At 73.4% G+C, this 24,530-nt stretch carries 19 protein-coding genes; 14 read left to right on the top strand and 5 right to left on the bottom strand.

Annotation, left to right across the window (positions count from 1 at the left end; translation table 11 throughout):
* Nucleotides 1-563 precede the first annotated feature (563 nt).
* Entirely contained in the window at nucleotides 564-983 is a 420-nt protein-coding gene (locus tag ACSU53_RS23965) for a Rieske (2Fe-2S) protein (RefSeq protein ID WP_437030859.1), read from the top strand.
* A gap of 201 nt (nucleotides 984-1,184) precedes the next feature.
* On the opposite strand, the gene ACSU53_RS23970 is transcribed toward ACSU53_RS23965, so the two are convergent.
* Complete coding sequence (locus tag ACSU53_RS23970) at nucleotides 1,185-2,141, bottom strand: hypothetical protein (RefSeq protein WP_437030861.1); 957 nt, start codon at nucleotides 2,139-2,141, stop codon at nucleotides 1,185-1,187.
* 505 nt (nucleotides 2,142-2,646) lie between these two features.
* Entirely contained in the window at nucleotides 2,647-2,796 is a 150-nt protein-coding gene (locus ACSU53_RS23975; protein WP_437030863.1) for a hypothetical protein, read from the bottom strand.
* A gap of 271 nt (nucleotides 2,797-3,067) precedes the next feature.
* Here ACSU53_RS23975 and uvrC point away from each other — a divergent pair, with 271 nt between their 5' ends.
* From uvrC to pgi, 12 genes are all read left to right on the top strand, one after another.
* The gene (gene uvrC / locus ACSU53_RS23980; RefSeq protein WP_437030865.1) at nucleotides 3,068-5,188 is read left to right on the top strand and encodes an excinuclease ABC subunit UvrC; all 2,121 of its coding nucleotides are present in this window, start codon (nucleotides 3,068-3,070) and stop codon (nucleotides 5,186-5,188) included.
* Nucleotides 5,185-6,375: an RNase adapter RapZ gene (gene rapZ / locus ACSU53_RS23985; protein ID WP_437030867.1), complete on the top strand. Its 1,191-nt coding sequence runs from the start codon at nucleotides 5,185-5,187 to the stop codon at nucleotides 6,373-6,375. Before uvrC ends, rapZ begins: the two co-directional genes overlap by 4 nt.
* Complete coding sequence (locus ACSU53_RS23990; protein WP_437030869.1) at nucleotides 6,372-7,439, top strand: gluconeogenesis factor YvcK family protein; 1,068 nt, start codon at nucleotides 6,372-6,374, stop codon at nucleotides 7,437-7,439. Before rapZ ends, ACSU53_RS23990 begins: the two co-directional genes overlap by 4 nt.
* On the top strand, nucleotides 7,430-8,419 hold the full coding sequence (gene whiA / locus ACSU53_RS23995) for a DNA-binding protein WhiA (RefSeq protein ID WP_432053979.1): 990 nt from the start codon (nucleotides 7,430-7,432) through the stop codon (nucleotides 8,417-8,419). The genes ACSU53_RS23990 and whiA overlap by 10 nt, the downstream gene beginning before the upstream one ends.
* Nucleotides 8,420-8,729: 310 nt before the next feature.
* Nucleotides 8,730-11,684 carry a M14 family zinc carboxypeptidase gene (locus tag ACSU53_RS24000; RefSeq protein WP_437030871.1) on the top strand — a complete coding sequence of 985 codons (2,955 nt, stop codon included), beginning with the start codon at nucleotides 8,730-8,732 and terminating at the stop codon, nucleotides 11,682-11,684.
* A gap of 222 nt (nucleotides 11,685-11,906) precedes the next feature.
* Nucleotides 11,907-12,914, top strand: coding sequence for a type I glyceraldehyde-3-phosphate dehydrogenase (gene gap / locus ACSU53_RS24005; protein WP_362088925.1), 1,008 nt, complete (start codon nucleotides 11,907-11,909; stop codon nucleotides 12,912-12,914).
* A 145-nt stretch (nucleotides 12,915-13,059) separates the two neighbouring features.
* On the top strand, nucleotides 13,060-14,271 hold the full coding sequence (locus tag ACSU53_RS24010) for a phosphoglycerate kinase (protein ID WP_437030874.1): 1,212 nt from the start codon (nucleotides 13,060-13,062) through the stop codon (nucleotides 14,269-14,271).
* Between the two features lie 6 nt (nucleotides 14,272-14,277).
* Nucleotides 14,278-15,054, top strand: coding sequence for a triose-phosphate isomerase (tpiA, locus tag ACSU53_RS24015; RefSeq protein WP_437030876.1), 777 nt, complete (start codon nucleotides 14,278-14,280; stop codon nucleotides 15,052-15,054).
* Between the two features lie 125 nt (nucleotides 15,055-15,179).
* On the top strand, nucleotides 15,180-15,410 hold the full coding sequence (secG, locus tag ACSU53_RS24020) for a preprotein translocase subunit SecG (RefSeq protein WP_203609785.1): 231 nt from the start codon (nucleotides 15,180-15,182) through the stop codon (nucleotides 15,408-15,410).
* A gap of 234 nt (nucleotides 15,411-15,644) precedes the next feature.
* Nucleotides 15,645-15,980, top strand: coding sequence for an RNA polymerase-binding protein RbpA (locus ACSU53_RS24025; protein ID WP_078066843.1), 336 nt, complete (start codon nucleotides 15,645-15,647; stop codon nucleotides 15,978-15,980).
* Between the two features lie 207 nt (nucleotides 15,981-16,187).
* Nucleotides 16,188-17,456: an MFS transporter gene (locus ACSU53_RS24030; protein ID WP_437030878.1), complete on the top strand. Its 1,269-nt coding sequence runs from the start codon at nucleotides 16,188-16,190 to the stop codon at nucleotides 17,454-17,456.
* A 68-nt stretch (nucleotides 17,457-17,524) separates the two neighbouring features.
* Nucleotides 17,525-19,180, top strand: a complete 1,656-nt coding sequence (pgi, locus tag ACSU53_RS24035; protein WP_437030880.1) for a glucose-6-phosphate isomerase — start codon at nucleotides 17,525-17,527, stop codon at nucleotides 19,178-19,180.
* A 102-nt stretch (nucleotides 19,181-19,282) separates the two neighbouring features.
* On the opposite strand, the gene ACSU53_RS24040 is transcribed toward pgi, so the two are convergent.
* From ACSU53_RS24040 to ACSU53_RS24050, 3 genes are read right to left on the bottom strand one after another with little or no spacing between them, the layout of a single operon-like run.
* Nucleotides 19,283-21,565 (bottom strand): FtsX-like permease family protein, encoded by a 2,283-nt coding sequence (locus tag ACSU53_RS24040; protein ID WP_437030882.1) that lies wholly within the window; start codon nucleotides 21,563-21,565, stop codon nucleotides 19,283-19,285.
* 42 nt (nucleotides 21,566-21,607) lie between these two features.
* Nucleotides 21,608-22,357 carry an ABC transporter ATP-binding protein gene (locus ACSU53_RS24045; protein ID WP_437030884.1) on the bottom strand — a complete coding sequence of 250 codons (750 nt, stop codon included), beginning with the start codon at nucleotides 22,355-22,357 and terminating at the stop codon, nucleotides 21,608-21,610.
* Nucleotides 22,354-22,869 (bottom strand): PadR family transcriptional regulator, encoded by a 516-nt coding sequence (locus ACSU53_RS24050; RefSeq protein WP_437030886.1) that lies wholly within the window; start codon nucleotides 22,867-22,869, stop codon nucleotides 22,354-22,356. Before ACSU53_RS24050 ends, ACSU53_RS24045 begins: the two co-directional genes overlap by 4 nt.
* Before the next feature lie 299 nt (nucleotides 22,870-23,168).
* Here ACSU53_RS24050 and ACSU53_RS24055 point away from each other — a divergent pair, with 299 nt between their 5' ends.
* Nucleotides 23,169-24,440 carry an ABC transporter substrate-binding protein gene (locus ACSU53_RS24055; RefSeq protein WP_437030888.1) on the top strand — a complete coding sequence of 424 codons (1,272 nt, stop codon included), beginning with the start codon at nucleotides 23,169-23,171 and terminating at the stop codon, nucleotides 24,438-24,440.
* Nucleotides 24,441-24,530: the final 90 nt, after the last annotated feature.

A 24,530-nucleotide genomic window follows, 5' to 3' on the forward strand; every position in this document is an offset into this window, starting at 1 on the left:
CCCTCCGCCGTCCGGGACGCATGCTCCGCATCCCGGGACGGAACTGCTCCGTGTCCGGGACGGACGGTGACCGGCCGGCCTCCCGGGCCCACTGGTCCGTAGGCCGTAGGCCGAAGGCCTGAAGCCGAAGGGCCGCAAGGCCACGGGCTCCCGGGTCCCGGGCCTTGGGCCCCGTGCTCCCGGGCAGCGGGCGCGCGTCCCGTCCTCGCGCAGGACGGTAGCCCATCCGGTCGGGGGCGTAAACGCTTGCGCGAACGATTGCGCAAACGCTTACGCCTACGCCCCCGCCCGGACGGGCTACGCGCGGACCGGGAAGGCGGTGCCCTGAGCCGTCGGCCCGGCCCTGCGCCGGGGCGCCGGATGTCCCCGGGCCGCCCGGCCACCCGGCGCCCCGGCCACCCGCCCCCACCCGCCCGGCGGAATCCGCGCCCCCGGTATCGTCCCTGTCGACCCCCGCACGGCGCCGTCGCCGCGTCGCAGCAGTACCGCGTCGCAGCAGTGCTGTCGTGCCGCCGTGCCGCCATGCCGCCATGCCGTTGCCGTCCGACCAGCAGGAGCCCGTGATGTCCGCCCGTACCGCCGCGAGTCGCCGTACCGTCCTGAGGGGTGTGGCCCTCACGTCGGTCGCAGGGCTGGGGCTCACCGCCTGCGGCCGTGTCGAGGACAAGCCGGCCGGGCTGACGGAGCCGGTCGAACTCGGCGCCGAGACGGAGGTGGCCGCGGGCAGCGCCCGGCTCTACCCGGACCACCATGTCGTCGTCAGCCGGGCCGAGGACGGCACGCTCGCGGCGTACAGCACCATCTGCACCCACGCGCGGTGCCCCGCCGACAAGCTGGAGGAGACCAGGCTGATCTGTCCCTGCCACGGCAGCGAGTTCGACGTGACCACGGGCCGGGCGACCCGCGAACCGGCGGTCGCGCCCCTGGACCGCCTGTCGGTCGAGGTGAGGAACGGCACCATCGTCGCCGCCCCGGAAGCCTGACCCCGGCCGCCGTCGGTCACCGGCGGAACCGCCCCGCCGCGGCGCGTCGGCCCGTCACCACCACGGTGCGTTCACGGTGCGTTGCCTGCCGCTTTGCCGCTTTGCCGCTTGCCGCTTTGCCGCTTGCCGCTTGCCGCTTGCCGCTTGCCGCCTGCGCCTGCCGCCGCCCGTCGGGGCCGGGCCTCGCGCCCGGGGCGGCCGTCAGGCCCAGTCCCAGGCGATCCCCACGTAGCCCGACCGGGCGCGCGGTTCGACCAGGTGCACCGAGCGGTGTCGTCCGCTGAGCGGCAGGGACTGGCGTCCGCCGCGCGCGGCCGCCGCGGTGTGCTGGGTGAAGCGGTGGCAGCGCACGGGCATCGCCCCGGCGTCGAAGCTGACCTGGAGGGCGTACTGGCCCCCCGGCGTGTCGGTCCGGTGCACGTACTCGCGGGAGATGCCCGCCGTGCCGTCCTCCACGGCGTAGCGGAAGAGATAGGTGTCCCCGGCCCGCAGCCGGGTGTCGAAGAGCAGCTCGACGGCGAGTACGCCCGAGTCGTGGTGCCGGCGGACGCGCCCCGCGCGGCAGTTCTCCAGGGCGTGCACGGTCATCCGCGCGGGCGCCGCCCCCGGATCACCGTGGTGGACGGCCACGAAACGGTCGACGCCGTCCAGGTGGGCGCGCACGATGTGGTGCGACTCGCGTGCGGCCAGTTCACGGCGTGCGCCGATGCGGACCCGCTCGTGCTCGCCGAGGGTGTGCAGTCCGCTGTCCCGGGGGACGCCGAAGTCGGCGAGCAGCCGTTCCACGACCCCCGACGCCTCCACCAGCGAGCGGTAGGTCCGCCCGCCGCCCCGCTGGTCCCCCGGGCGCTCCCCGGACTCCGCCGGATCGGCGAGCAGCCGGATGAGTGACTCCTCGGGCAGCTGCAGGATCTCCTCCAGGGCCCGGACGGCCCGCAGTGACTCCGGGCGCTGCGGGCGTCGGGCGCCCTGCTGCCAGTAACTCAGGCTGGTGACACCGACCTTCACGCCGTGGCGCGACAGGTGGTGCTGCACGCGTTGCAGGGGGAGGCCGCGGGCGGCTATCGCGGCCCGCAGGGCGACGTGGAAGGGGCCGCCGCGCAGCGCCGCGTCCAGGTCCGCGGTGGCGACGTCCGCGTGCGGTGTGGCGTGCGGCATGCAGGGGCCTTTCTGTGAATGTCCACAACGGCGGGTCAGACCGTTCGCGCGCGCGTCCGGGCCGCTTCGCCGGCGGGGGTCTCACGCCCGTACGCCGCCGCCCGGAGCCCGGAGTTCCCCCGCATTGAAGCGTGTTGACCAGGTCCCGACAACACCTCCGTCCAACAGTTGCCGCACAGGGAGAGGGCCGCACCGGCCCCGGGGCCGGTGCGGCCTCTGGACCGTCCCGTGATGCACTCTTTGTCGCGGACGGGTGACAGGCCGTCCCGGAGGGCCGTATCGCTCCGTGTCGTTCCGCTCCGGGCCGTCCTCTCCGGCGACGGTCGCCCGCCCGACGGCCCGACGCGGCCCGACCGCCCGGCGGCCCAGCGGGCCCGGCGGCCCACCGGTCCCGACGGCCCAGCCGTCCCGGAGCGCCCCACGGCCCACCGGCCCACCGCCCTGCCCTCCGACCGTCCTCGCCGCCCCCGGTCCTCGCCCCCGGCCCCCGCCCCCGCCCCGCTCCTCAGCTCCGGCCGGGGGCGTCCGGCTCCCGTGCCAGCCGCTTGGCCCGCACGATGTCGGGGTCGCGCGGGTCGAGGGAGCCGGTGAAGGGCGGCGCCTCGTCCGCGTACCGGCGGGTCCGGGCCGGCCGTCGTGGTTTCTCGATCCGCATCCGTCGCATTCGACCAGCCCTCCGACTCATGACCGTCCGCCTCGCGGTGTCCCCGGTCGCCCGTCCCACCGCCGTTCCGCGGCCGTCCGGCTCGTGGCCGTCCGGCTGCCGTCCGGCGCACGGGCGTCCGTCTCCGCCCCGAGGCGCGGACCCCCCACCTTCCCGCTCCCGCGGCCGCTAACCCCTGCGGACCCGGCGGCCCCACGGCGCCCGCCCCCCGTCACCCCGTCGGCCCGCCGGGGTGTCCGTCCCCGCCAGTAGGGTGTGAGGCATGGCCGACCCCTCCAGCTACCGCCCCAAACCGGGCGAGATCCCCGACTCGCCGGGGGTCTACCGGTTCCGTGACGAGCACCGCCGGGTGATCTACGTCGGGAAGGCGAAGAGCCTGCGCCAGCGCCTGGCGAACTACTTCCAGGACCTGGCCGGTCTCCACCCGCGCACCCGCTCCATGGTCACCACGGCCGCGTCCGTGGAGTGGACGGTGGTGTCCACGGAGGTCGAGGCGCTCCAGCTGGAGTACTCCTGGATCAAGGAGTACGACCCCCGGTTCAACGTCAAGTACCGCGACGACAAGAGCTACCCGTACCTCGCGGTCACGATGAACGAGGAGTTCCCCCGCGTCCAGGTGATGCGCGGGCACAAGAAGAAGGGCGTGCGCTACTTCGGCCCGTACGCGCACGCCTGGGCGATCCGCGACACCGTGGACCTGCTGCTGCGGGTCTTCCCGGTGCGGACCTGCTCGGCCGGGGTCTTCAAGAACGCCGCCCGCACCGGCCGGCCGTGCCTGCTCGGCTACATCGACAAGTGCTCGGCGCCCTGCGTGGACCGCGTCTCCGCCGAAGACCACCGCGAACTGGCCGAGGAGTTCTGCGACTTCATGGCCGGCCGCACCGGCACCTACCTGCGCCGCCTGGAACAGCGGATGGCGCAGGCGGCCGAGGACATGGAGTACGAGCGGGCCGCCCGGCTGCGCGACGACATCGGCGCGCTGAAGAAGGCCATGGAGAAGAACGCGGTCGTGCTCGCCGACGCGACCGACGCCGACCTGATCGCGGTGGCCGAGGACGAGCTGGAGGCGGCGGTCCAGATCTTCCACGTGCGCGGCGGGCGGGTGCGCGGCCAGCGCGGCTGGGTCACCGACAAGGTGGAGGAGATCACCACCGGCGCCCTGGTGGAGCACGCCCTGCAGCAGCTCTACGGCGAGGAGACCGGCGACGCCGTCCCCCGCGAGGTCCTGGTCCCCGCCCTGCCCGACCCGGTCGAGCCGGTCCAGCAGTGGCTCACCGGCCGGCGCGGGGCGAACGTCTCGCTGCGCGTCCCGCAGCGCGGCGACAAGAAGGCGCTGATGGAGACGGTGCAGCGCAACGCCCAGCAGGCGCTGGTGCTGCACAAGACCAAGCGTGCGTCGGACCTGACCACGCGCTCGCGCGCGCTGGAGGAGATCGCCGACGCCCTGGAGCTGGACAGCGCACCCCTGCGGATCGAGTGCTACGACATCTCCCACCTGCAGGGCGACGACGTGGTGGCCTCGATGGTCGTCTTCGAGGACGGACTGGCCCGCAAGAGCGAGTACCGCCGCTTCCAGATCAAGAGCTTCGCCGGGCAGGACGACGTCCGCTCCATGCACGAGGTGATCACCCGGCGCTTCCGCCGCTACCTCGCCGAGAAGGAGCGGACGGGGGAGTGGACCGACGCCGGCCCCGGCGCCGCGGCAGAACCCGTCACGCCCGGGGACGGCACGGAGGGCGCGGCCCCCGACGGCCTCACCGAACCGCCGGCGAACACCCTCACCGAGGACGACGGGCGCCCCAAGCGCTTCGCGTACCCGCCCCAGCTCGTCGTCGTCGACGGCGGCGCACCGCAGGTCGCGGCGGCCCGGCGGGCGCTGGACGAGCTCGGCATCGACGACATCGCCGTGTGCGGCCTCGCCAAGCGGCTGGAGGAGGTCTGGCTGCCGGGCGACGACGACCCGGTGGTGATGCCCCGCACCAGCGAGGGCCTCTACCTGCTCCAGCGGGTCCGCGACGAGGCGCACCGCTTCGCCCTCACCTACCAGCGGACCCGGCGGGCCAAACGCTTCCGGGCCGGCCCGCTGGACGAGGTGCCCGGCCTGGGCGAGGCCCGCAAGCGGGCCCTGATCAAGCACTTCGGTTCGGTGAAGAAGCTGCGATCGGCGACAATCGAACAGATCTGTGAGGTTCCGGGCATAGGCCGCAAGACCGCCGAGGTGATCGCCGCGGCCTTCGCCCGGGCGGCACCCCCGGCCCCGGCCGTGAACACGGCCACGGGAGAGATCATGGATGACGAGGAGGAACCCGGGCAGGCGACGGGTTCTCCCGGGGAGCCCGTGTCCGCGGGCGCCCCGGACGACCGACGGGGGCAGGAGAGATGACGGAGCACGAGGAACGGCCCGGCACGCGGCAGGACCGCGTGGAGCACGAGCACGCGCACCGGGACGCCGCACCCCAGGACCGCCCGCACCAGGACCCCGCGGAGCAGGGGACCGGCGACAACCGGGCCGGCGACAACCGGGCCGGCGGCGACCGGGCCGGCGGCGACACCGGCCGGGACAGCGGCAAGGACGGCACCGGCCGGGACAGCGGCCGGAACGGCGCCGGCAGCGGCGACGACACGGGAACCGGCGGCGACAGCGGCACGGCCCAGGACAACGGAGCACAGGTGAGTACGGGCAAGGAAAAGGCCGGGGTGCCCGAGGCGGCCATCCCCGAGCTGGTGATCATCTCCGGCATGTCCGGAGCCGGCCGTTCCACGGCGGCCAAGTGTCTGGAGGACCTCGGCTGGTTCGTCGTCGACAACCTGCCGCCCGCGCTGATCCCCACCATGGTGGAGCTCGGCGCGCGCTCCCAGGGCAACGTGGCCCGCATCGCGGTCGTCGTCGACGTGCGCGGCCGGCGCTTCTTCGACAACCTGCGCGAATCCCTCGCCGACCTGGACTCCCGCGGCGTCACCCGGCGGATCGTCTTCCTGGAGTCCTCCGACGACACCCTGGTCCGCCGCTTCGAGGGCGTGCGCCGGCCCCACCCGCTCCAGGGCGACGGCCGCATCGTGGACGGCATCGCCGCCGAGCGCGAACTGCTGCGCGAGCTGCGCGGCGACGCCGATCTGGTGATCGACACCTCCAGCCTCAACGTGCACGAACTGCGCGCCAAGATGGACGCCCAGTTCGCGGGCGAGGAGGAGCCCGAGCTGCGGGCCACCGTGATGTCCTTCGGCTTCAAGTACGGCCTGCCCGTCGACGCCGACCTGGTCGTCGACATGCGCTTCCTGCCCAACCCGCACTGGGTCCCGGAACTGCGCCCGTACACCGGCCTCAACGAGGAGGTGGCGTCGTACGTCTTCGACCGGCCCGGCGCCAAGGAGTTCCTCGACCGGTACACCGAGCTGCTGCGCCTCGTCGCCGCGGGCTACCGCCGCGAGGGCAAGCGCTACGTCACCATCGCCGTCGGCTGCACCGGCGGCAAGCACCGTTCGGTCGCCATGTCGGAGAAGCTCGCCGCACGGCTCGTCGCCGAGGGCGTGGAGACGGTGGTCGTCCACCGGGACATGGGACGGGAATGACCGGACGTTCACCGCGGCTGAGCCGGCTGCGCCGGGCGGTGCCCGAGGGCCGCTCCGGACGGCCGGCCGACGCCCGTGGCGCCAGACCGCGGCGCCGGGGCACCCAGCCCAAGGTCGTGGCCCTCGGCGGCGGCATGGGCCTGTCGGCGTCGCTCGCCGCACTGCGCCGGATCACCGGCGACCTCACCGCCGTCGTCACGGTGGCCGACGACGGCGGCTCCAGCGGACGCCTGCGGGACGAGCTGGGCGTCCTGCCGCCCGGCGACCTGCGCAAGGCGCTGGCCGCGCTGTGCGGTGACGACGACTGGGGCCAGACCTGGGCCCGGGTCATCCAGCACCGCTTCCAGTCCCACGGCGACCTGCACGAACACGCGGTCGGCAACCTGCTGATCGTCGCCCTGTGGGAGCAGCTCGGCGACCACGTGCAGGCCCTGGACCTGGTGGGCCGGCTGCTCGGCGCGCACGGGCGGGTGCTGCCCATGTCCGCGGTGCCGCTGGAGCTCCAGGCCCTGGTCAGGGGCCACGACCCCGAGCGGCCGGACGACGTCGACACCGTCCGCGGGCAGGCGACCGTGGCGCTCACCCCCGGCGAGGTGCAGTCCGTGCACCTGGTGCCGAAGGACCCGCCCGCCGTGCCGGACGCGGTCGAGGCGGTGCTCGACGCGGACTGGGTGGTGCTCGGCCCCGGCTCGTGGTTCTCGTCGGTGATCCCGCACCTGCTCGTGCCGGATCTGCTCGACGCCCTCGTCCGGACGAAGGCACGCCGGGTGCTGTCGTTGAACCTCGCCCCGCAGCCCGGAGAAACCGAGGGCTTCTCCCCGCAGCGTCATTTGGAGGTTTTGGGACGACACGCCCCTAAACTCGCCCTGGACGTGGTGCTCGCCGACGAGGCCGCCGTACCCGACCGCGACTCGCTGACCGACGCCGCCAAGGGGTTCGGTGCGGCGGTCGAGCTGGCGCCGGTGGCCCGCCCCGACGGCAGTCCCCGGCACGACCCGGAACTGCTGGCCGCCGCGTACGACCGTATTTTTCGGATGCATGGAAGGATCGGCCCATGGCGATGACGGCAGCGGTGAAGGACGAGATCTCCCGGCTTCCCGTCACCCGGACCTGCTGCAGAAAGGCGGAGGTATCCGCCCTGCTGCGGTTCGCCGGCGGCCTCCACCTGGTGAGCGGGCGCATCGTGATCGAGGCGGAGCTGGACACCGCGATGGCGGCCCGCCGCCTCAAGCGGGACGTACTGGAGATTTTCGGCCACGGTTCGGAACTGATCGTGATGGCCCCCGGCGGACTGCGCCGGGGTTCGCGCTACGTCGTCCGGGTGGTCGCGGGCGGTGACCAGCTGGCCCGCCAGACGGGTCTGGTGGACGGCCGCGGGCGCCCGATCCGCGGCCTGCCCCCGCAGGTGGTCTCGGGGGCCACCTGCGACGCGGAGGCGGCCTGGCGGGGCGCCTTCCTGGCGCACGGCTCGCTCACCGAGCCCGGCCGCTCCTCCTCCCTGGAGGTGACCTGCCCCGGACCCGAGGCCGCCCTGGCCCTGGTCGGCGCCGCCCGGCGGCTGTCGATCGGCGCCAAGGCGCGCGAGGTGCGCGGCGTGGACCGGGTCGTCGTCCGTGACGGGGACGCCATCGGTGCCCTGCTCACCCGGCTGGGCGCGCACGAGTCGGTGCTGGCCTGGGAGGAGCGCCGGATGCGCCGCGAGGTGCGGGCCACGGCGAACCGGCTGGCCAACTTCGACGACGCCAACCTGCGCCGTTCCGCCCGCGCGGCGGTCGCCGCCGGTGCCCGGGTGCAGCGCGCCCTGGAGATCCTCGCCGACGACGTGCCCGAACACCTCGCCGCGGCCGGCCGGCTGCGGATGGAGCACAAGCAGGCGTCCCTGGAGGAACTGGGCGCGCTCGCCGACCCGCCGCTGACCAAGGACGCCGTCGCCGGCCGCATCCGCCGGCTGCTCGCCATGGCGGACAAGCGCGCCGCCGACCTGGGCATCCCGGGCACCGAGGCCAACCTCAGCGAGGAGCTGGCCGACAACCTCGTCGGCTGATCCGCACGGCCGCCGGGCGGGGCGCCCGTCCGGCGGCGGGCCGGCAGGACCCGGCCGCGGTCCGGCCCGTCCGCACGCCGTCCGCCCGGGCCGGACCGGCCGCCGGGGCCCCGCCTCCGTGCCCGCCCTCTCGCCCTCCCTCCGTCTTCCCCCACCTCCCCTGACACACCGTCAGGACGCCGGTGCCGCCGCCCACTCGGGTGACCCGCACCGGCGTTCGCGTGTCGATCTCGCGCCCTTGACTCGATCATGGACTGTCATGAGCCTGGCATCCGTTCGCTGCTGGGGCGGACACACGCTAGGGGGCTTCATGAGACACCGAGCGAGACCGATCCTCGCCGTCGCCGCGCTCCTGATCGGCGCAGCGGGCCTCGCGCCCGTGGCACACGCACGACCCGGCACCACAGCGACACCGGACGCGGACGAGGTCAAGGTCTTCCGCGCCGAGATCACCGGGCGGCAGGTACCCCTGCTGCTGGCCGCCGGCCAGGACGGCCACGAACTCGGCGAGCAGGTCCCCGACCGGGGCACCGCCACCGTCGAGGTCCAGCTCACCGAACCGCAGGCCGAGGCCCTGGAGCGCCAGGGCGTCGACCTCACCGAGCACACCCTGTCCACCACCGCGGAGAAGCGCGTCGAGAAGGCCGCCGAGGGCGTCTTCCGCCCGTACGGCGGCAAGGGCGGCCTCAAGGAGGAGGTCCTGCGCACCGCGCGGGAGCACCCGGACCTCACCAAGGTCGTCTCCATCGGCCGGACGGTCCGGGGCGAGGACATCCTCGCGCTGAAGCTGACCAAGCGGGCGAAGAAGACCCGGGACGGCTCCCGGCCCGCCGTCCTGTACATGTCCAACCAGCACGCGCGGGAGTGGATCACCCCGGAGATGACCCGGCGGCTGATGCACCACTACCTCGACTCCTACCGCACCGACCAGCGCGTCCGGCGGATCGTCGACTCCACCGAACTGTGGTTCGTCCTGTCGGCCAACCCCGACGGCTACGACCACACCTTCACCTCCGACGCCAACCGCCTGTGGCGCAAGAACCTGCGCGACGTCAACGGCGACGGGGTCATCGGCACCGGGGACGGCGTCGACCTGAACCGGAACTTCCCCTACAAGTGGGGCTACGACGACGAGGGGTCCTCCCCCAACCCGGCCGGCCAGACCTACCGCGGCCCCGCCCCCGGGTCCGAGCCGGAGACGAAGGCCATCGACGCCCTCCAGAAGCGGATCGGCTTCACCTACGGCATCAACTACCACTCCGCCGCCGAACTCCTGCTCTACGGCGTCGGCTGGCAGGTGGCCACCCCCACCCCCGACGACGTCCTCTACGAGGCCCTGGCCGGCACGCCCGGCAACTCGGCGATCCCCGGCTACCACCCGCAGCTCTCCTCCGAGCTGTACACCACCAACGGCGAGGCGGACGGGCACGCCTCCAACGTCAACGGCATGGCGATGTTCACCCCGGAGATGTCGACCTGCCAGACGGCCTCCCAGGCCGACCCGGACGACGCCTGGGAGCCCGGTGACTGCCGATCGATCTTCACCTTCCCGGACGACGAGAAGCTGATCCAGCAGGAGTTCGCCAAGAACGTCCCGTTCGCCCTGTCCGTCGCCGAGAGCGCCGCACACCCCGACCGGCCGTCCTCCGCGGTCGGCCTGGAGGCCGCCGACTTCACCCCGGCCGCCTTCGACACCTCCTACGCGCGCGGCGGCGAGCAGGAGGTCTCCGTGGTCGTGCGCCGGGCCGTGCGCGACAAGGAGCTGAAGTACCGCGTCAACGGCGGCCGGACGCACGAGGCCCGCCTGCGCGCCTGGAAGGGCGGTGAGCGGTTCGGCGGCGAGGACGACCTGTACTTCGACGAGTACCGCGCCCGGGTCCGCCACGGACGCCCGGGCGACCGGGTCGAGGTGTGGTTCACCGGCGAGGACCGGCGCGGCCGGGACGTCTCCAGCGAGCGCTTCACCTACACCGTGGCCGAGCGGCCCCGCGCGGACGTGCTCGTGGTCGCCGAGGAGGGCACCGCGGCGGTGCACGCGCGGACGTACGCCGACGCGCTGCGGGCGAACGGGCGCCGGGCGGCCGTCTGGGACGTCGCCGAGCGCGGCGCGCCCGACGCGCTGGGGGTGCTGAGCCACTTCCGCACCGTCGTCCACTCCACGGGGGCGAACGTCCCCGGCGTCGCCACCCAGCTCCAGCTGCGGGCCTTCCTCAACGAGGGCGGCAAGCTGATCGAGGCGGGGGAGCGGGCCGGCGGCAGCGTCGACCTCGGCGACGGGACGCCGTCGGACGACTTCAGCCAGTACTACCTGGGCGCCCACTCCCGTACGTCGACCCCGGACGCGGCCGGGTTCACCGGCAGCGGGGCGCTGCGCGGCTTCTCGGGCCCGCTCGGCGACGCCCCCGGGAACCCGCTGGACCAGGCGGGCACCTTCGCCGTCACCTCCGACGAACTGCCGCCGGAGCGGTTCCCGCAGTTCGCGAGCGCCGGCGCGGGCGCCTTCCCCGGCGCCGTGAACCCCTACGGGCCGTACGCCGGCTCCTTCATGGCGGCCGCGGTGCACACCGACGACGGCTACCAGCGCCTCACCCGGACGGTCGACCTCACCGGTGTCGGCGCGGGCGAGCGGCCCGCCCTGCGGGCGCAGCTGCTGTGGGACACCGAAAAGGGGTACGACCACGTCCTCGTCGAAGCGCGCACCGCCGGCGGCGACGACTGGACGACCCTGCCCGAGGCGGGCGGCGCCACCTCCACCGCCGTCCCCTCCGAGTGCGAGGCCGGGTTCTACGCCGCCGGGCACCCCTGGCTGAGGCACTATCTGACCGTCGCCGACGACGGCTGCGCCCCGGCCGGCAGCACCGGCACCTGGAACAGCCTGACCGGCTCCTCGGGCGGCTGGCGGCAGGTCGCGTTCGACCTCTCCGCCTATGCCGGGAAGCCGGTCGAGGTCTCGATCGCCTACGTCACCGACCCGGGCAGCGGCGGCCGGGGCGTCCTCGCCGACGAGACCTCCGTGGTGGTCGGCGGCACGGCGACGGGGACCGAGGGCTTCGAGACGTCCCTGGGCCCCTGGGCGGTCTCCGGGCCGCCCGCGGGCAGCCCGGCCGCGCCGAAGGAGTGGACGCGTACCGGAACGCTGTTCCGTACCTACGCGGCGGTGACCACCGAGGACACCGTGCTGCTGGGCTTCGGCCTGGAGCACCTGGCGTCCGCGGCGGACCGGGCGGCCCTGATGCGGAAGGCGCTGGTTGCGCTGGACGCCTGACGGGCACCCGGAAGGTCCCCGCCGCACCCGGCGAAACGGCGCGAAAAGCCCTCCCGGCCGGGCGGTCCGTACCCTACTGGCGGGTACGGACCGCACTGCCGGGTATGGGGCGACTCGATGTCACGGCCGGGGGCCCGGAGAGGTAGGGTCGACAGTGGTCGGGGACATCCCAAATACAGCTCGCCGGCATCACAGCCGGCGTACCAACGAGGAGATCGGTTCGTGACGATCCGCGTAGGCATCAACGGGTTTGGCCGCATCGGGCGCAATTACTTCCGCGCACTGCTGGAACAGGGCGCCGACATCGAGATCGTGGCTGTCAATGACCTGGGTGACACCGCGACCACCGCACACCTGCTGAAGTACGACACCATCCTGGGGCGCATCAAGCAGGAGGTCACCCACACCGAGGACTCCATCACGGTCGGGGACAAGACGGTCAAGGTGCTCTCCGAGCGCAACCCCGCCGACATCCCGTGGGGCGAGCTGGGCGTCGACGTCGTCATCGAGTCGACGGGCATCTTCACCAAGAAGGAAGACGCCGAGAAGCACATCACCGGCGGCGCCAAGAAGGTCATCATCTCCGCCCCGGCGAAGAACGAAGACGTCACCATCGTCATGGGCGTCAACCAGGACCAGTACGACCCGGCGAACCACCACGTCATCTCCAACGCCTCCTGCACCACCAACTGCGTGGCGCCGCTGGCGAAGGTGCTCGACGAGAACTTCGGCATCGTCAAGGGCCTGATGACGACGGTGCACGCCTACACCAACGACCAGCGGATCCTGGACTTCCCGCACAAGGACCTGCGTCGCGCGCGTGCCGCCGCCGAGAACATCATCCCCACCACCACCGGTGCCGCGAAGGCCACCGCGCTGGTGCTGCCGCAGCTCAAGGGCAAGCTGGACGGCATCGCGATGCGCGTGCCCGTCCCCACCGGCTCGGTCACCGACCTGGTCGTCGAGCTGGGCCGCGAGGTCACCAAGGAAGAGGTCAACGCCGCCTTCCAGAAGGCCGGCGAGGGCGAGCTCAAGGGTCTCCTCGAGTACACGGAGGACCCGATCGTCTCCTCCGACATCGTCAACTCCCCGGCCTCCTGCACCTTCGACTCGTCCCTGACCATGGTCCAGGACGGCAAGAACGTGAAGGTCATCGGCTGGTACGACAACGAGTGGGGCTACGCCAACCGTCTCGTCGACCTGACCGTCTTCGTGGGCAACCAGCTCTGAGCGTGGAGCAGGCGACCTGATATGAGTGCAGGGCTCGGCCGGCGCACCGACGCGTCGACCGGGCCCTGACGCACGTATCGGAGCAGCCGCGCTCTTTCGATCACGAGCGATCACGAGCGAACACAAAGCTCTACAGGGAGCCCTCATGAAGACGATCGACGAACTCCTCTCCGAGGGAGTCGCGGGCCGGCGGGTCTTCGTCCGCGCCGACCTCAACGTGCCGCTGGACGGCACGACCATCACCGACGACGGACGCATCCGCGCCGTGCTGCCCACCGTCGACGCGCTCGCCGAGGCGGGCGCCCGCGTGATCGTGGCCTCGCACCTGGGCCGCCCCAAGGGAGCCCCGGACCCGGCCTTCTCCCTCGCGCCCGCCGCCGCCCGTCTCGGTGAACTGCGCGGCTCCGACGTCGCGTTCGCGACCGACACGGTCGGCGAGTCCGCCGAGTCCACCGTCGCCGGGCTGGCCGACGGACAGGTCGCCGTCCTGGAGAACCTGCGCTTCAACGCCGGCGAGACCAGCAAGGACGACGCCGAGCGCGGCGCCTTCGCCGACCGCCTGGCCGCGCTCGCCGACCTCTACGTCGGCGACGGCTTCGGCGCCGTCCACCGCAAGCACGCCTCCGTCTACGACCTCCCGGCCCGCCTGCCGCACGCCGCCGGCTACCTCATCGCCACCGAGGTCGGCGTGCTGAAGAAGCTCACCGAGGACGTCGCGCGGCCCTACGTGGTCGCCCTCGGCGGCGCCAAGGTCTCCGACAAGCTCGCCGTCATCGACCAGCTGCTGGGCAAGGCCGACCGCATCCTCATCGGCGGCGGCATGGCGTACACCTTCCTCAAGGCCCAGGGCCACGAGGTGGGCGCCTCCCTGCTGCAGGAGGACCAGATCCCCGTCGTCCGCGAGTACCTGGAGCGCGCCGAGAAGACCGGCGTCGAGCTGGTCCTGCCGGTCGACACGCTGGTCACCGGCTCCTTCCCGGACATGAAGGCCAAGGCCCCGACCCACCCCGAGACCGTCGCCGCGGACGCCGTCCCGGCCGACCGGATGGGCCTGGACATCGGCCCGGAGACCCGCAAGCTGTACGCCTCGAAGCTGGCCGACGCCGCCACCGTCTTCTGGAACGGCCCCATGGGCGTCTTCGAGCACCCCGACTACGCCGAGGGCACCCGCGCGGTCGCCCAGGCCCTCATCGACTCCCCGGGCTTCACCGTGGTCGGCGGCGGCGACTCCGCCGCGGCGGTCCGTACCCTGGGCTTCGACGAGCAGGCATTCGGCCACATCTCGACCGGAGGCGGCGCCTCCCTCGAATACCTCGAGGGCAAGACGCTCCCCGGCCTCGCCGCACTGGAGGACTGACCCTCAATGACCACCCGTACGCCGCTGATGGCGGGCAACTGGAAGATGAACCTCAACCACCTCGAGGCCATCGCCCACGTCCAGAAGCTGGCCTTCGCCCTGGCCGACAAGGACTACGAGGCCGTCGAGGTCGCCGTCCTGCCGCCCTTCACCGACCTGCGGTCCGTGCAGACCCTGGTCGACGGCGACCAGCTGAAGATCAAGTACGGCGCCCAGGACATCTCGGCCCACGACGGCGGTGCCTACACCGGCGAGATCTCCGGCCCGATGCTGGCCAAGCTGAAGTGCACCTACGTCGCCGTCGGCCACTCCGAGCGCCGCCAGTACCACGCCGAGACCGACGAGATCGTCAACGCCAAGGTCAAGGCCGCCTACAAGCACGGCCTCACCCCCATCCTGTGCGTCGGCGAGGAGCTGGAGGTCCGCGAGGCGGGCAACCACGTCGCCCACACCCTCGCGCAGGTCGAGGGCGGTCTGAAGGACGTCCCGGCGGAGCAGGCCGAGACCGTGGTGGTCGCCTACGAGCCCGTCTGGGCCATCGGCACCGGCAAGGTCTGCGGCGCCGAGGACGCCCAGGAGGTCTGCGCCGCGATCCGGGGCAAGCTGGCCCAGCTGTACAGCCAGGACGTGGCCGACAAGATCCGTATCCAGTACGGCGGCTCCGTCAAGTCCGGCAACGTCGGCGAGATCATGGCGCAGGCCGACATCGACGGCGCGCTGGTCGGCGGTGCCTCGCTGGACGCCGACGAGTTCGTGAAGATCGTCCGCTTCCGCGACCAGTGAGCGCACCGGCGGGCCGGGCAGCGAGTATGCGCTGACGGCGATCCGTCGTACCCTTGCGGGGTCCGGCATCGTGCCGGGCCCCGCGTCGTCCGTCCGAATCCGAGGAAGTTGGTCCAGTCGTGGTCATGGGGTTCTCGATCGCCCTGATCGTCTTCAGCCTGCTGCTGATGCTGCTGGTGCTGATGCACAAGGGGAAGGGCGGCGGCCTCTCCGACATGTTCGGTGGCGGCATGCAGTCCTCCGTCGGCGGCTCCTCGGTCGCCGAGCGCAACCTCGACCGGATCACCGTCGTGGTCGGTCTGCTGTGGTTCGCCTGCATCGTCACGCTCGGCATCATGATGAAGATGAACAACTGAGCGACGCCCACCGTCCGGACACCGGTCCGGACTCCCCCCGTACCCATTCGGTACGTAAGGCCCCATGTTCGGTACGCGCGGCCACGCGCGGCCTATCATGGGGCTCGCGTCTGGAATGCGGGGGCGGTAACTCCCATCACTGGACGCGCGTTGGGCCTTACGTAAACTGAGGCGCTCGCAGTGAAGCGGAACGCCGACTCGCTTCGCGGCACCATCACGCAGGGAGTTACGACCGTGGCAAGTGGCAACGCGATCCGGGGAAGCCGGGTCGGGGCGGGGCCGATGGGCGAGGCCGAGCGCGGCGAGTCCGCGCCGCGGCTGCGCGTCTCCTTCTGGTGCTCCAACGGACACGAGACCCAGCCCAGCTTCGCGAGCGACGCGCAGGTCCCCGACACCTGGGACTGCCCCCGCTGCGGCTTTCCGGCCGGGCAGGACCGCGACAACCCGCCGGACCCGCCGCGCACCGAGCCCTACAAGACGCACCTCGCCTACGTGCGGGAACGGCGCAGCGACGCCGACGGTGAGGCGATCCTCGCCGAGGCCCTCGCCAAACTCCGGGGCGAGATCTAGCAGTTGACGGCCGGACGGCTCGGCCCGCACCGGCCGGACCGGACGGACCGGACGGACCGAGCCCCCACCGGCCCGGCCCTCCCCGGCAGCCGTCCCGGCAGCCGCCCGACCGTTCCCCGGCCCGTTCTTCGCGGCCGGTTGTCAGTGGCACCCCCTACGGTTCCGTCGTACCGGTGCACACGCACCGGGGGACCGTGAGGAGCGGCAGTGACGACGGGGGAGCCGGCGCGTGCGCGCGCACCGGGGTGGCGCGGGGGATTCGGGCGCCTGTGGAGCGCCGCCGTGCTCTCCAGCTTCGGGGACGCGCTGCGCACGGCCGCCCTGCCGCTGCTCGCGGTGACCCTGACCGACGATCCGCTGCTCATCGCGTCCGTCACCGCCTGCGGGTACCTCCCGTGGATCGTCTTCGGACTGCTCGGCGGCGCGGTCGCGGACCGGGTGGACCAGCGGCGCGCCATGTGGACCGTCGACGCCCTGCGCGGCCTCCTGGTCGCCGCCTTCGCCTTGGCCGTCGGACTGGGCCAGGCGTCCATCGGGCTGCTGATCGCCCTCGCCTTTACCCTCACCACCCTCCAGACCCTCTTCGACAACGCCGCCACCGCCCTGCTCCCGTCCCTGGTGGGCCGGGAGTCCCTGGGCAGCGCCAACGCCCGCCTGATGACCGGCCAGCGCCTCGCCGGCGGCCTGCTGGGCGGTCCCGTCGTGCCGGTGCTGCTGCTCGCGGGCGCCGCCGCGCCGTTCGCCGTGGACGCGGCCACCTACCTGCTGGCCGCCGCCCTGATCGCCACCCTGCGCGTCCCCCCGCCCGACCGCGCCCCGAGACCCGCGGGCAGCACCCTGCGCCGGGAGATCGCCGAGGGCCTGCGCACCCTGGTCCGGGACCGGACGCTGCGCGCCCTGTGCACCGCCACCGCCCTGTGCAACATCGGCATGGGCGCCCTCGTCGCGACCCTCGTCGTGGTGGTGACCGACTGGCTCGGCGCCGGGAACACCGGCTACGCGGTGGCCCTCACCGCGTACGCGGCCGGCAGCCTCGCCGGGGGAGCGGTCAACGGGCGCCTGTCCGACCGCCTCGGGCGGACCCGGGCCGTGCTCCTGGCCGGCACCACGCAGTGCGCCGCCCTCGTCGCCATGGGCACGGTCCGCCACCTCGGCGCCCTCACCGCCGCCCTGGCCGTGTTCGGCTTCATGGGCATGGTGTGGAACGTCAACACCACGACCCTGATGCAGGAGCGCAGCCCCGCCGCGATGCTCGGCCGGGTCAGCTCGGCCCACCGCACCCTCGCGGTCGCGGGGGCGCCGCTGGGCGCGCTGCTCGGCGGTGCCGTAGCCGCCGCCTGGGGTACCCGCACCCCGCCGCTGCTCGCCGCCGCCTTCTTCGCCCTGTCCGTCGCCGCGCTGATACCCGGGAGCCGCCCGGACGTACCCCTTGTTGCGCCGGACGACGGCGTCACGACAGCTCACGTCCACCGCTGATCAATTAGGTTGGTAAGGGCAGCGGGGCAGGTACGCACAGGCAGCAAGGAAGAAGGCTGAAGTCCCAGATGAACGCAGACGGCCGTACCAGGCTCAACCAGACGCCGGAGTGGACCGCACTGGCCAAGCACCGCGAGGAGCTGGGCGAGGTGGATCTGCGCGAACTGTTCGCCGCCGACCCCGGCCGCGGCACCGGGTACACCCTGAGCGTCGGCGACCTGTACGTCGACTACTCCAAGCACCTGGTCACCGACGACACGCTGCGGCTGCTACGGGAGCTGGCCGCCGCCACCGGCGTCGCCGGCCTGCGCGACGCCATGTTCCGCGGCGAGCGGATCAACACCACCGAGGACCGCGCCGTCCTGCACACCGCGCTGCGCGCCCCCCGCGACGCCGTCATCGAGGTCGACGGGGAGAACGTGGTGCCGGCCGTGCACGCCGTCCTCGACCGGATGACCGCCTTCGCCGACCGGGTCCGCTCCGGGGAGTGGACCGGCCACACCGGCAAGCGGATCCGCGCCGTCGTCAACGTCGGCATCGGCGGCTCCGACCTCGGCCCCGCCATGGCGTACGAGGTGCTGCGCGCCTACACCGACCGCGATCTCACCGTGCGCTTCGTGTCCAACGTGGACGGCGCCGACCTGCACGAGGCCACCCGCGACCTGGACCCGGCCGAGACGCTGTTCGTCATCGCGTCGAAGACGTTCACCACCATCGAGACCGTCACCAACGCCACCTCGGCGCGCAGCTGGCTGCTCGACGGGCTGGGCGGGGACGAGGCCGCCGTGGCGAAGCACTTCGTCGCGCTGTCCACCAACGCGGAGAAGGTCGCCGAGTTCGGCATCGACACCGCCAACATGTTCGAGTTCTGGGACTGGGTCGGCGGACGGTACTCCTACGACTCCGCGATCGGCCTGTCCCTGATGATCGCCATCGGCCCGGACCGCTTCCGGGAGATGCTCGACGGGTTCCGGATCGTCGACGAGCACTTCCGCACCGCGCCCCCCGAGTCCAACGTCCCGCTCCTGCTGGGCCTGTTGGGCATCTGGTACAACAACTTCCACGGCGCTCAGTCCCACGCCGTCCTGCCGTACTCGCACTACCTGTCGAAGTTCACGGCCTACCTCCAGCAGCTCGACATGGAGTCCAACGGCAAGTACGTCGACCGCGACGGGCGCGAGGTGGACTGGCAGACCGGCCCCGTCGTGTGGGGCACGCCCGGCACCAACGGGCAGCACGCCTACTACCAGTTGATCCACCAGGGCACCAAGCTGATCCCGGCGGACTTCATCGGCTTCGCCGAGCCGGTCGCCGAGCTGAGCGGCGAACTCAAGGCCCAGCACGACCTGCTGATGGCCAACTTCTTCGCCCAGACCCAGGCCCTGGCGTTCGGCAAGACGCCGGACGAGGTGCGTGGCGAGGGGGTGCCCGAGGAGCTGGTGCCGCACAAGACCTTCCGCGGCAACCACCCCACGACGACGATCCTGGCGCGCGAGCTGACGCCGTCGGTGCTCGGCCAGCTCGTCGCCCTCTACGAGCACAAGGTGTTCGTGCAGGGCGCCGTCTGGAACATCGACTCCTTCGACCAGTGGGGCGTCGAGCTGGGCAAGGTGCTCGCCAAGCGCGTGGAACCCGCGCTGACCGAGGGTGCCGACGTGCCGGGTCTGGACCCCTCCACCCGGAACCTCGTCGACCGTTACCGGGAGCTGCGCGGACGGAAGTGAGCACCCGGGCCTCCGGGAGACGGACCCCGGTCCGCCTCCCGGACTCCCGGGCCGGCCGCCCCGCTCCCGTCCGGGTGACCGCGAGCCGCGGAGGCCGGACGATCAGGCGACCGCGCTCAGGGTGTCCGCGAGCCGGCGGCGGGCGGCCCGCGCCGCCGGGACGGCCGCCAGCGCCGCGGCACCCACGACGGCCGCCGCCCCGAGGGCCAGCAGGAAGCCGGCGGAGGGCCCCTGGGCGATGCCGGCGCCGATCCCGCTCGACCGCCCCTGGGCGTCGATCAGCCAGTGCGCCAGCGGCAGCCCCAGGGCGACCGCGACGACCGCCGCCGCCAGGGCGGTCGCGGCCGTCGACGTGACGGTGACGGCCGTGATCTGCCGGGGGGAGAGACCGATCGCCTTGAGGGCCAGCAGGTCCCGCTCGCCCTCGCGCACCGCACCGCCGATCGCGGTGAGCACCTCGATCAGCCCGATCAGGGCGAGCACCACGACCAGCCCGAGCACCACCGCCCGCAGCGGGGACAGCCCGTCCGCGGGGTTCGCCACCGCGTGCACGTCGAGATGGCCGTCGCCCGCCGCGGTCAGCCGGTCGGCGACCGTCCCGGGATCGGCCCCGGGGGCCAGTTCCAGCTGGTAGAGCGTGGGCCGCAGCGTGGGGTCGTTGGCGCGCAGCGTGTCCAGCGGGGTGGAGATCACCCGGCCGGCGTTCTCCGGTTCGATGCTGCGGCCCACGATGTGCAGGATCTGCGGCCGGTCGCCGACGGTGACCCGCACCCAGTCGCCCACCCGGACGTGCAGCAGGTCCAGCAGCCCCTGACCGGCCACCGCCTCGTCGGGCCCGCGCGCGGCCCGGCCCTCGGCGAGGGTGAACGGGTAGGGCTCCGCGTGGGTGCCCAGGCCGCGCAGGGCGATGGTCGCGGTCTGCCCTGGCACCAGGGCGGCCACCTCCACCCCCGGGTGCGCGGCGACGACCTCCGGGTCGCGCTCCAGCAGGGCGCGGGCCCCGGCGTCGTCGAGGCCGGCGTCCGCACGGGCGCTCAGCGCCGCGGGCAGCCCCATCCGCTCGGGGGTGGCGTGGAAGCGGTCGATGGTGGTCCACGCGCTCATCGCCACCACGATCAGCAGCAGGGGCAGCGCCAGCCGCGCGATCGTGCCGAGGGAGCGCGGACGGCGCGAGAACGCCTTGTGCCAGCCCAGCACCAGGGCCGGCGGCACCCGCATCCCCAGCGCCCCCCGCGCCGCCTTCGTCAGCCGTCCGGCGGGCGGGGCGGCCGGCCGGGGCACCGGCACCGGGGGCACCCGGCCGGCCCGCCAGGCGGCCAGTCCCGTGGTCGCGCCGATGAACAGCACCGCCCCCGCCGGCACGGCGGCCAGGGCCGCCGTGTGGCCGGGCAGTCCCTGCCAGACGGCCAGCGCGTCCCCGAGGCGCCCCGGTACGGCCCCGCCCAGCGCCTCGATGAGGACGGCGGCGGCGACGGCGCCCAGCAGGGCGTAGAGCAGGTGCTGGACGAGGAAGACCCGCACCACCTGGCCCGGCGTGAAGCCGATGGCCTTCAGGATGGAGATGTCCCGCAGGTGGCCCCGGATCCGGGTGGTGATGGCGCCGTGCACGGCGAACCCGGCGGCCACCAGCGCGCCCAGCCCGAAGAGTCCGAGCACCTGCCCCAGCAGCCGGTTGTCGCCCTGCGCCTCGGCGCGCGCCTGCTGCCAGGTGGACACCTCGCCGATGGCCCCGGCCCCCAGCACGGTCACCGCCCGCTGCACCGCGTAGCCGGTGTCGCCGGGGTCGGCCAGGCGCAGCCCGATCACCTGCCCGTCCGGGTCGGCCAGGGCGGACGGCGGGGCCCAGACCACCCCCCGCTGCTCGCCCGGCCGGTAGCGCGGCTCGGCGCTGTCGGCGACGCCGACCACGGTCAGGGTGCGGTCCGTGCCGGGCACGGTCAAGGTGTCGCCGGGCGCGGTGAGCAGGGCCCGGGCGAGACGGCTCTCCAGGACCACGCCGTCCGGCACGGCCGGGTCCAGCCAGTGGCCGGAGACCAGCAGCGGGCGGCCGGTGCCGGGCCGCTCGGCGGTGCCGCGCAGCTCCACGGAGGCCCGGCTGCCGCGCGAGGCGAGCGTCACCGGCTCGGTCGGGTAGGGGCCGGCGACGGAGTCCACGCCGTCCAGGGCGGCCAGCTCGCCGGCGTCGGCCCCGGCGGTGGTGTGCAGGGTGACGTGCGCACCGCGGGCCTGGGCGAAGACCCGCTGCCACGGGTTGGTGGCGTAGCCGAACAGCGCGGTGGCCAGCAGCAGGGACGCCACGATGCCCGCGGTGGCGAGCACGAGGAACAGCGCCTCGCCGCGGTGCGTGCGCAGATCGGAGTGGGCCCAGCGCAGGGTGGCTCGCACGGGTCTCACCCCCTCGGCGCGCGGCGGTCGGACGGCGGCATGTCAGTCCTTGAGCTCCAGCACGCCGGAGATGCCCTTGCCGCGCGGCGCCGGGCCGTCGAGGCGGGCGTCGTCGGCGATCCGGCCGTCGAAGAAGCTGATCACCCGGTCCGCGGCACTCGCGAGCCGCGCGTCGTGGGTGACCATCACGATGGTCTGACCGCGCTGGTGGAAGCGGGACAGCAGCCGCATCACCTCGCGGGTGCCCTTGCTGTCCAGGCTGCCCGCAGGCTCGTCGGCCAGCAGCAGCGGCGGGTGGTTGACCAGGGCGCGCGCCAGCGCGACCCGCTGCTGCTCGCCGCCGGACAGCTCGCCCGGCATGCTGCGCTCCTTGCCCGTCAGGCCCAGCTCGGCGAGCAGCGCCTCGCGCTCCTCCCGGGCCTTGCGGGGCGGCACCCCGGCGAGCAGGGCCGGCAGCTCCACGTTGTCGGCCACGGACAGGTCGGAGACCAGGTTGAAGAACTGGAAGACGATCCCGATGCGCCTGCGGCGCTCCACGGCCCAGCGGGCCTCGCCGTAGCCGTCGGTGCACTCGCCGTCCAGCCAGAGGGTGCCCTCGTCCGGCCGCTGGAGCCCGCCGAGCAGGTGCAGCAGCGTCGACTTGCCCGCTCCGGAGGGGCCGGTGATCGCGACGAACTCGCCGCGGTCCACGGACAGGTCCACGCCCCGCACGGCACGGGCCGGGGCGCCCTCGCCGTGGTGGGTCTTGACCAGGCGTTCGGCGCGCAGCACGGGAGCGGTGCTCTCGCTCACTCCAGCTCCTCCAGCTCTTCCTGGCACCGTTCGAGCCAGTCGAGATCGGCCTGCAGGTGCAGCATCGCACCCTCGATCAGGAGGTGGGCGATGCGGTTGTCCCGGTCTTCGGCTGCGGCCAGCCTCGACAGCTCCCGCATGGTGTTGAGGTACTGCCGCCGCTGCTTGTTGATCAGGGTGACCTGGTCCACGGCACCGGACCGGGGGGCGAGGGCCAGCTTCATGAAGAACTCGTCCCGCACCCGCGGCTCGTCGGCGGTCTCCTCGAACCAGGCGTCCAGTGCCTCCCGCCCGGCGTCGGTGAGGTGGTAGACCTTCTTGTTGGGCCGGCTCGACTGCTCGACGTCCTCGCCCTCGATCAGCCCCGACTTCTCCAGGCGGCCGAGGGTCACGTAGATCTGGCCGACGTTCGGCTGAGGGTACGCGGAGCCCAGCAGTTGCTCAAGGTCCTGCTTGAGCTCGTATCCGTGCGCCGGGCCGCGCGCGAGCAGCGCCAGGAGGGGCAGCCGCACTCGTGCTCTCCTCCTCCTGTGGGTAATGTGCCGCAGGCCATGGGCCCTGTCGTCACCTTCCCGTCTGCCGTGCGCCGCCATGCTCGCACTCTCGCCGCACCGGGCCCTGACCCGAGTACATCCAGTACGAGGCTCAGGGCCCGGCACGCCGAGAGCACGCACCTGACGCCGCACGGCCGCCCTGCGGGCGGACGACGGGAATGTGACGACAGGCCTAGTATCGCCCATACCTAACCGGTATACATGGCCTCTGACTCCCGGACGAAGGTGACCGGGTGCCGGTGTACAGGGAGGAACCTATGCGGTGGATCCATGCCGCGGGTAGGGGCCTTCTCGTCCTCGTCGTCGTCCTCACCGGCTACGTGGCCTCCGGGGCGCGGGCGGACGAGGGTCCGGGGGACGGCCGCGGCCCGCTCACGCTGGCCACCGCGGGGGACCTCACCGGCTATCTCGGCCCCCTCCTGGAGGGCTGGAACCGCAGCCGTCCCGACGAGCGGGTCACCCTCGTCGAACTGCCCGACTCGGCCGACGAGACGCGCGCCCAGATGATCACCGACCTGCGGTCCCGGGACCGCGGGCGGTTCGACGTGCTCAACATCGACGTGAGCTGGACCTCGGAGTTCGCCGCGGCGGGCTGGATCCGTCCGCTGCCGCCGGAGAGCTTCCCGCTGGACACCTTCCTGCCCCGGGTCGTCGACACGGCGACCTACGACGACCGGCTCTACGCGGTGCCCTACGTGACCAACGCCGGACTGCTGCTCTACCGCAAGGACGTCCTCGCCGCCGAGGGCGTGGCGCCGCCGCGCACCTGGGCCGACCTGGAGCGGGCCGCGCGCACGCTCGCGCCCAAGCACGGACTGGACGGCTACGCGGGCCAGTTCCTGCCCTACGAGGGCCTGACCGTCAACGCGGCCGAGGCCGTCTACTCGGCGGGCGGCACCATCCTCGGCGACGAGGGCGAGCGGGTCACGGTGAACTCCCGCGCGGCCCGCGAGGGCATCGGCTTCCTCGCCCGCGGGGTCCGCGCGGGCTGGATCCCCGAGGAGGCGCTGGCCTACAAGGAGGAGGAGTCCAAGCAGGCGTTCCAGGACGGACGGCTGCTGTTCCTGCGGAACTGGCCCTACGCCTACGTCGCCGCCTCCGCCCCCGGGTCGAAGGTCGCCGGGAAGGTCGGCGCCGTGCCGCTGCCGGGGCCGGACGGGCCGGGGACCAGCGTGCTCGGCGGCTCCAACCTGGCCGTCAGCAGCAGCTCCCGGCACCCGGAGTCGGCCGCGCGCCTGATCGCCTATCTCACCAGCGAGTCCGTGCAGCGCCAGGTCCTCACCCGGGGGGCCCTGCCCCCGGTGCGGGCGGACCTGTACGACGACCCGGAGCTGGTCCGGCGGTTCCCCTACCTGCCGACCCTGCGCGAGAGCGTGCTGGCCGCCGCGCCGCGCCCCAAGAGCCCGCACTACGACCAGGTGAGCCTGGTGGTGCAGGCGGTCGTGCACGACGCGATGACCGGGCGGCAGACGCCCGAGGCCGCGGTGCGCCGGCTGGCGGCCGAGCTGGCCGCCGTCTCCTCCCGCTAGCCCTTCCGCGGCCCTCCGCCACCCCCTCCTAGTTACTTGTTAAGTAACGCGGGCATCTCAAATGTGCCCGCCCTGCCCGATTACATCCCT

It is taken from the genome of Streptomyces sp. enrichment culture (genome assembly GCF_964273255.1).
GTDB lineage: Bacteria > Actinomycetota > Actinomycetes > Streptomycetales > Streptomycetaceae > Streptomyces.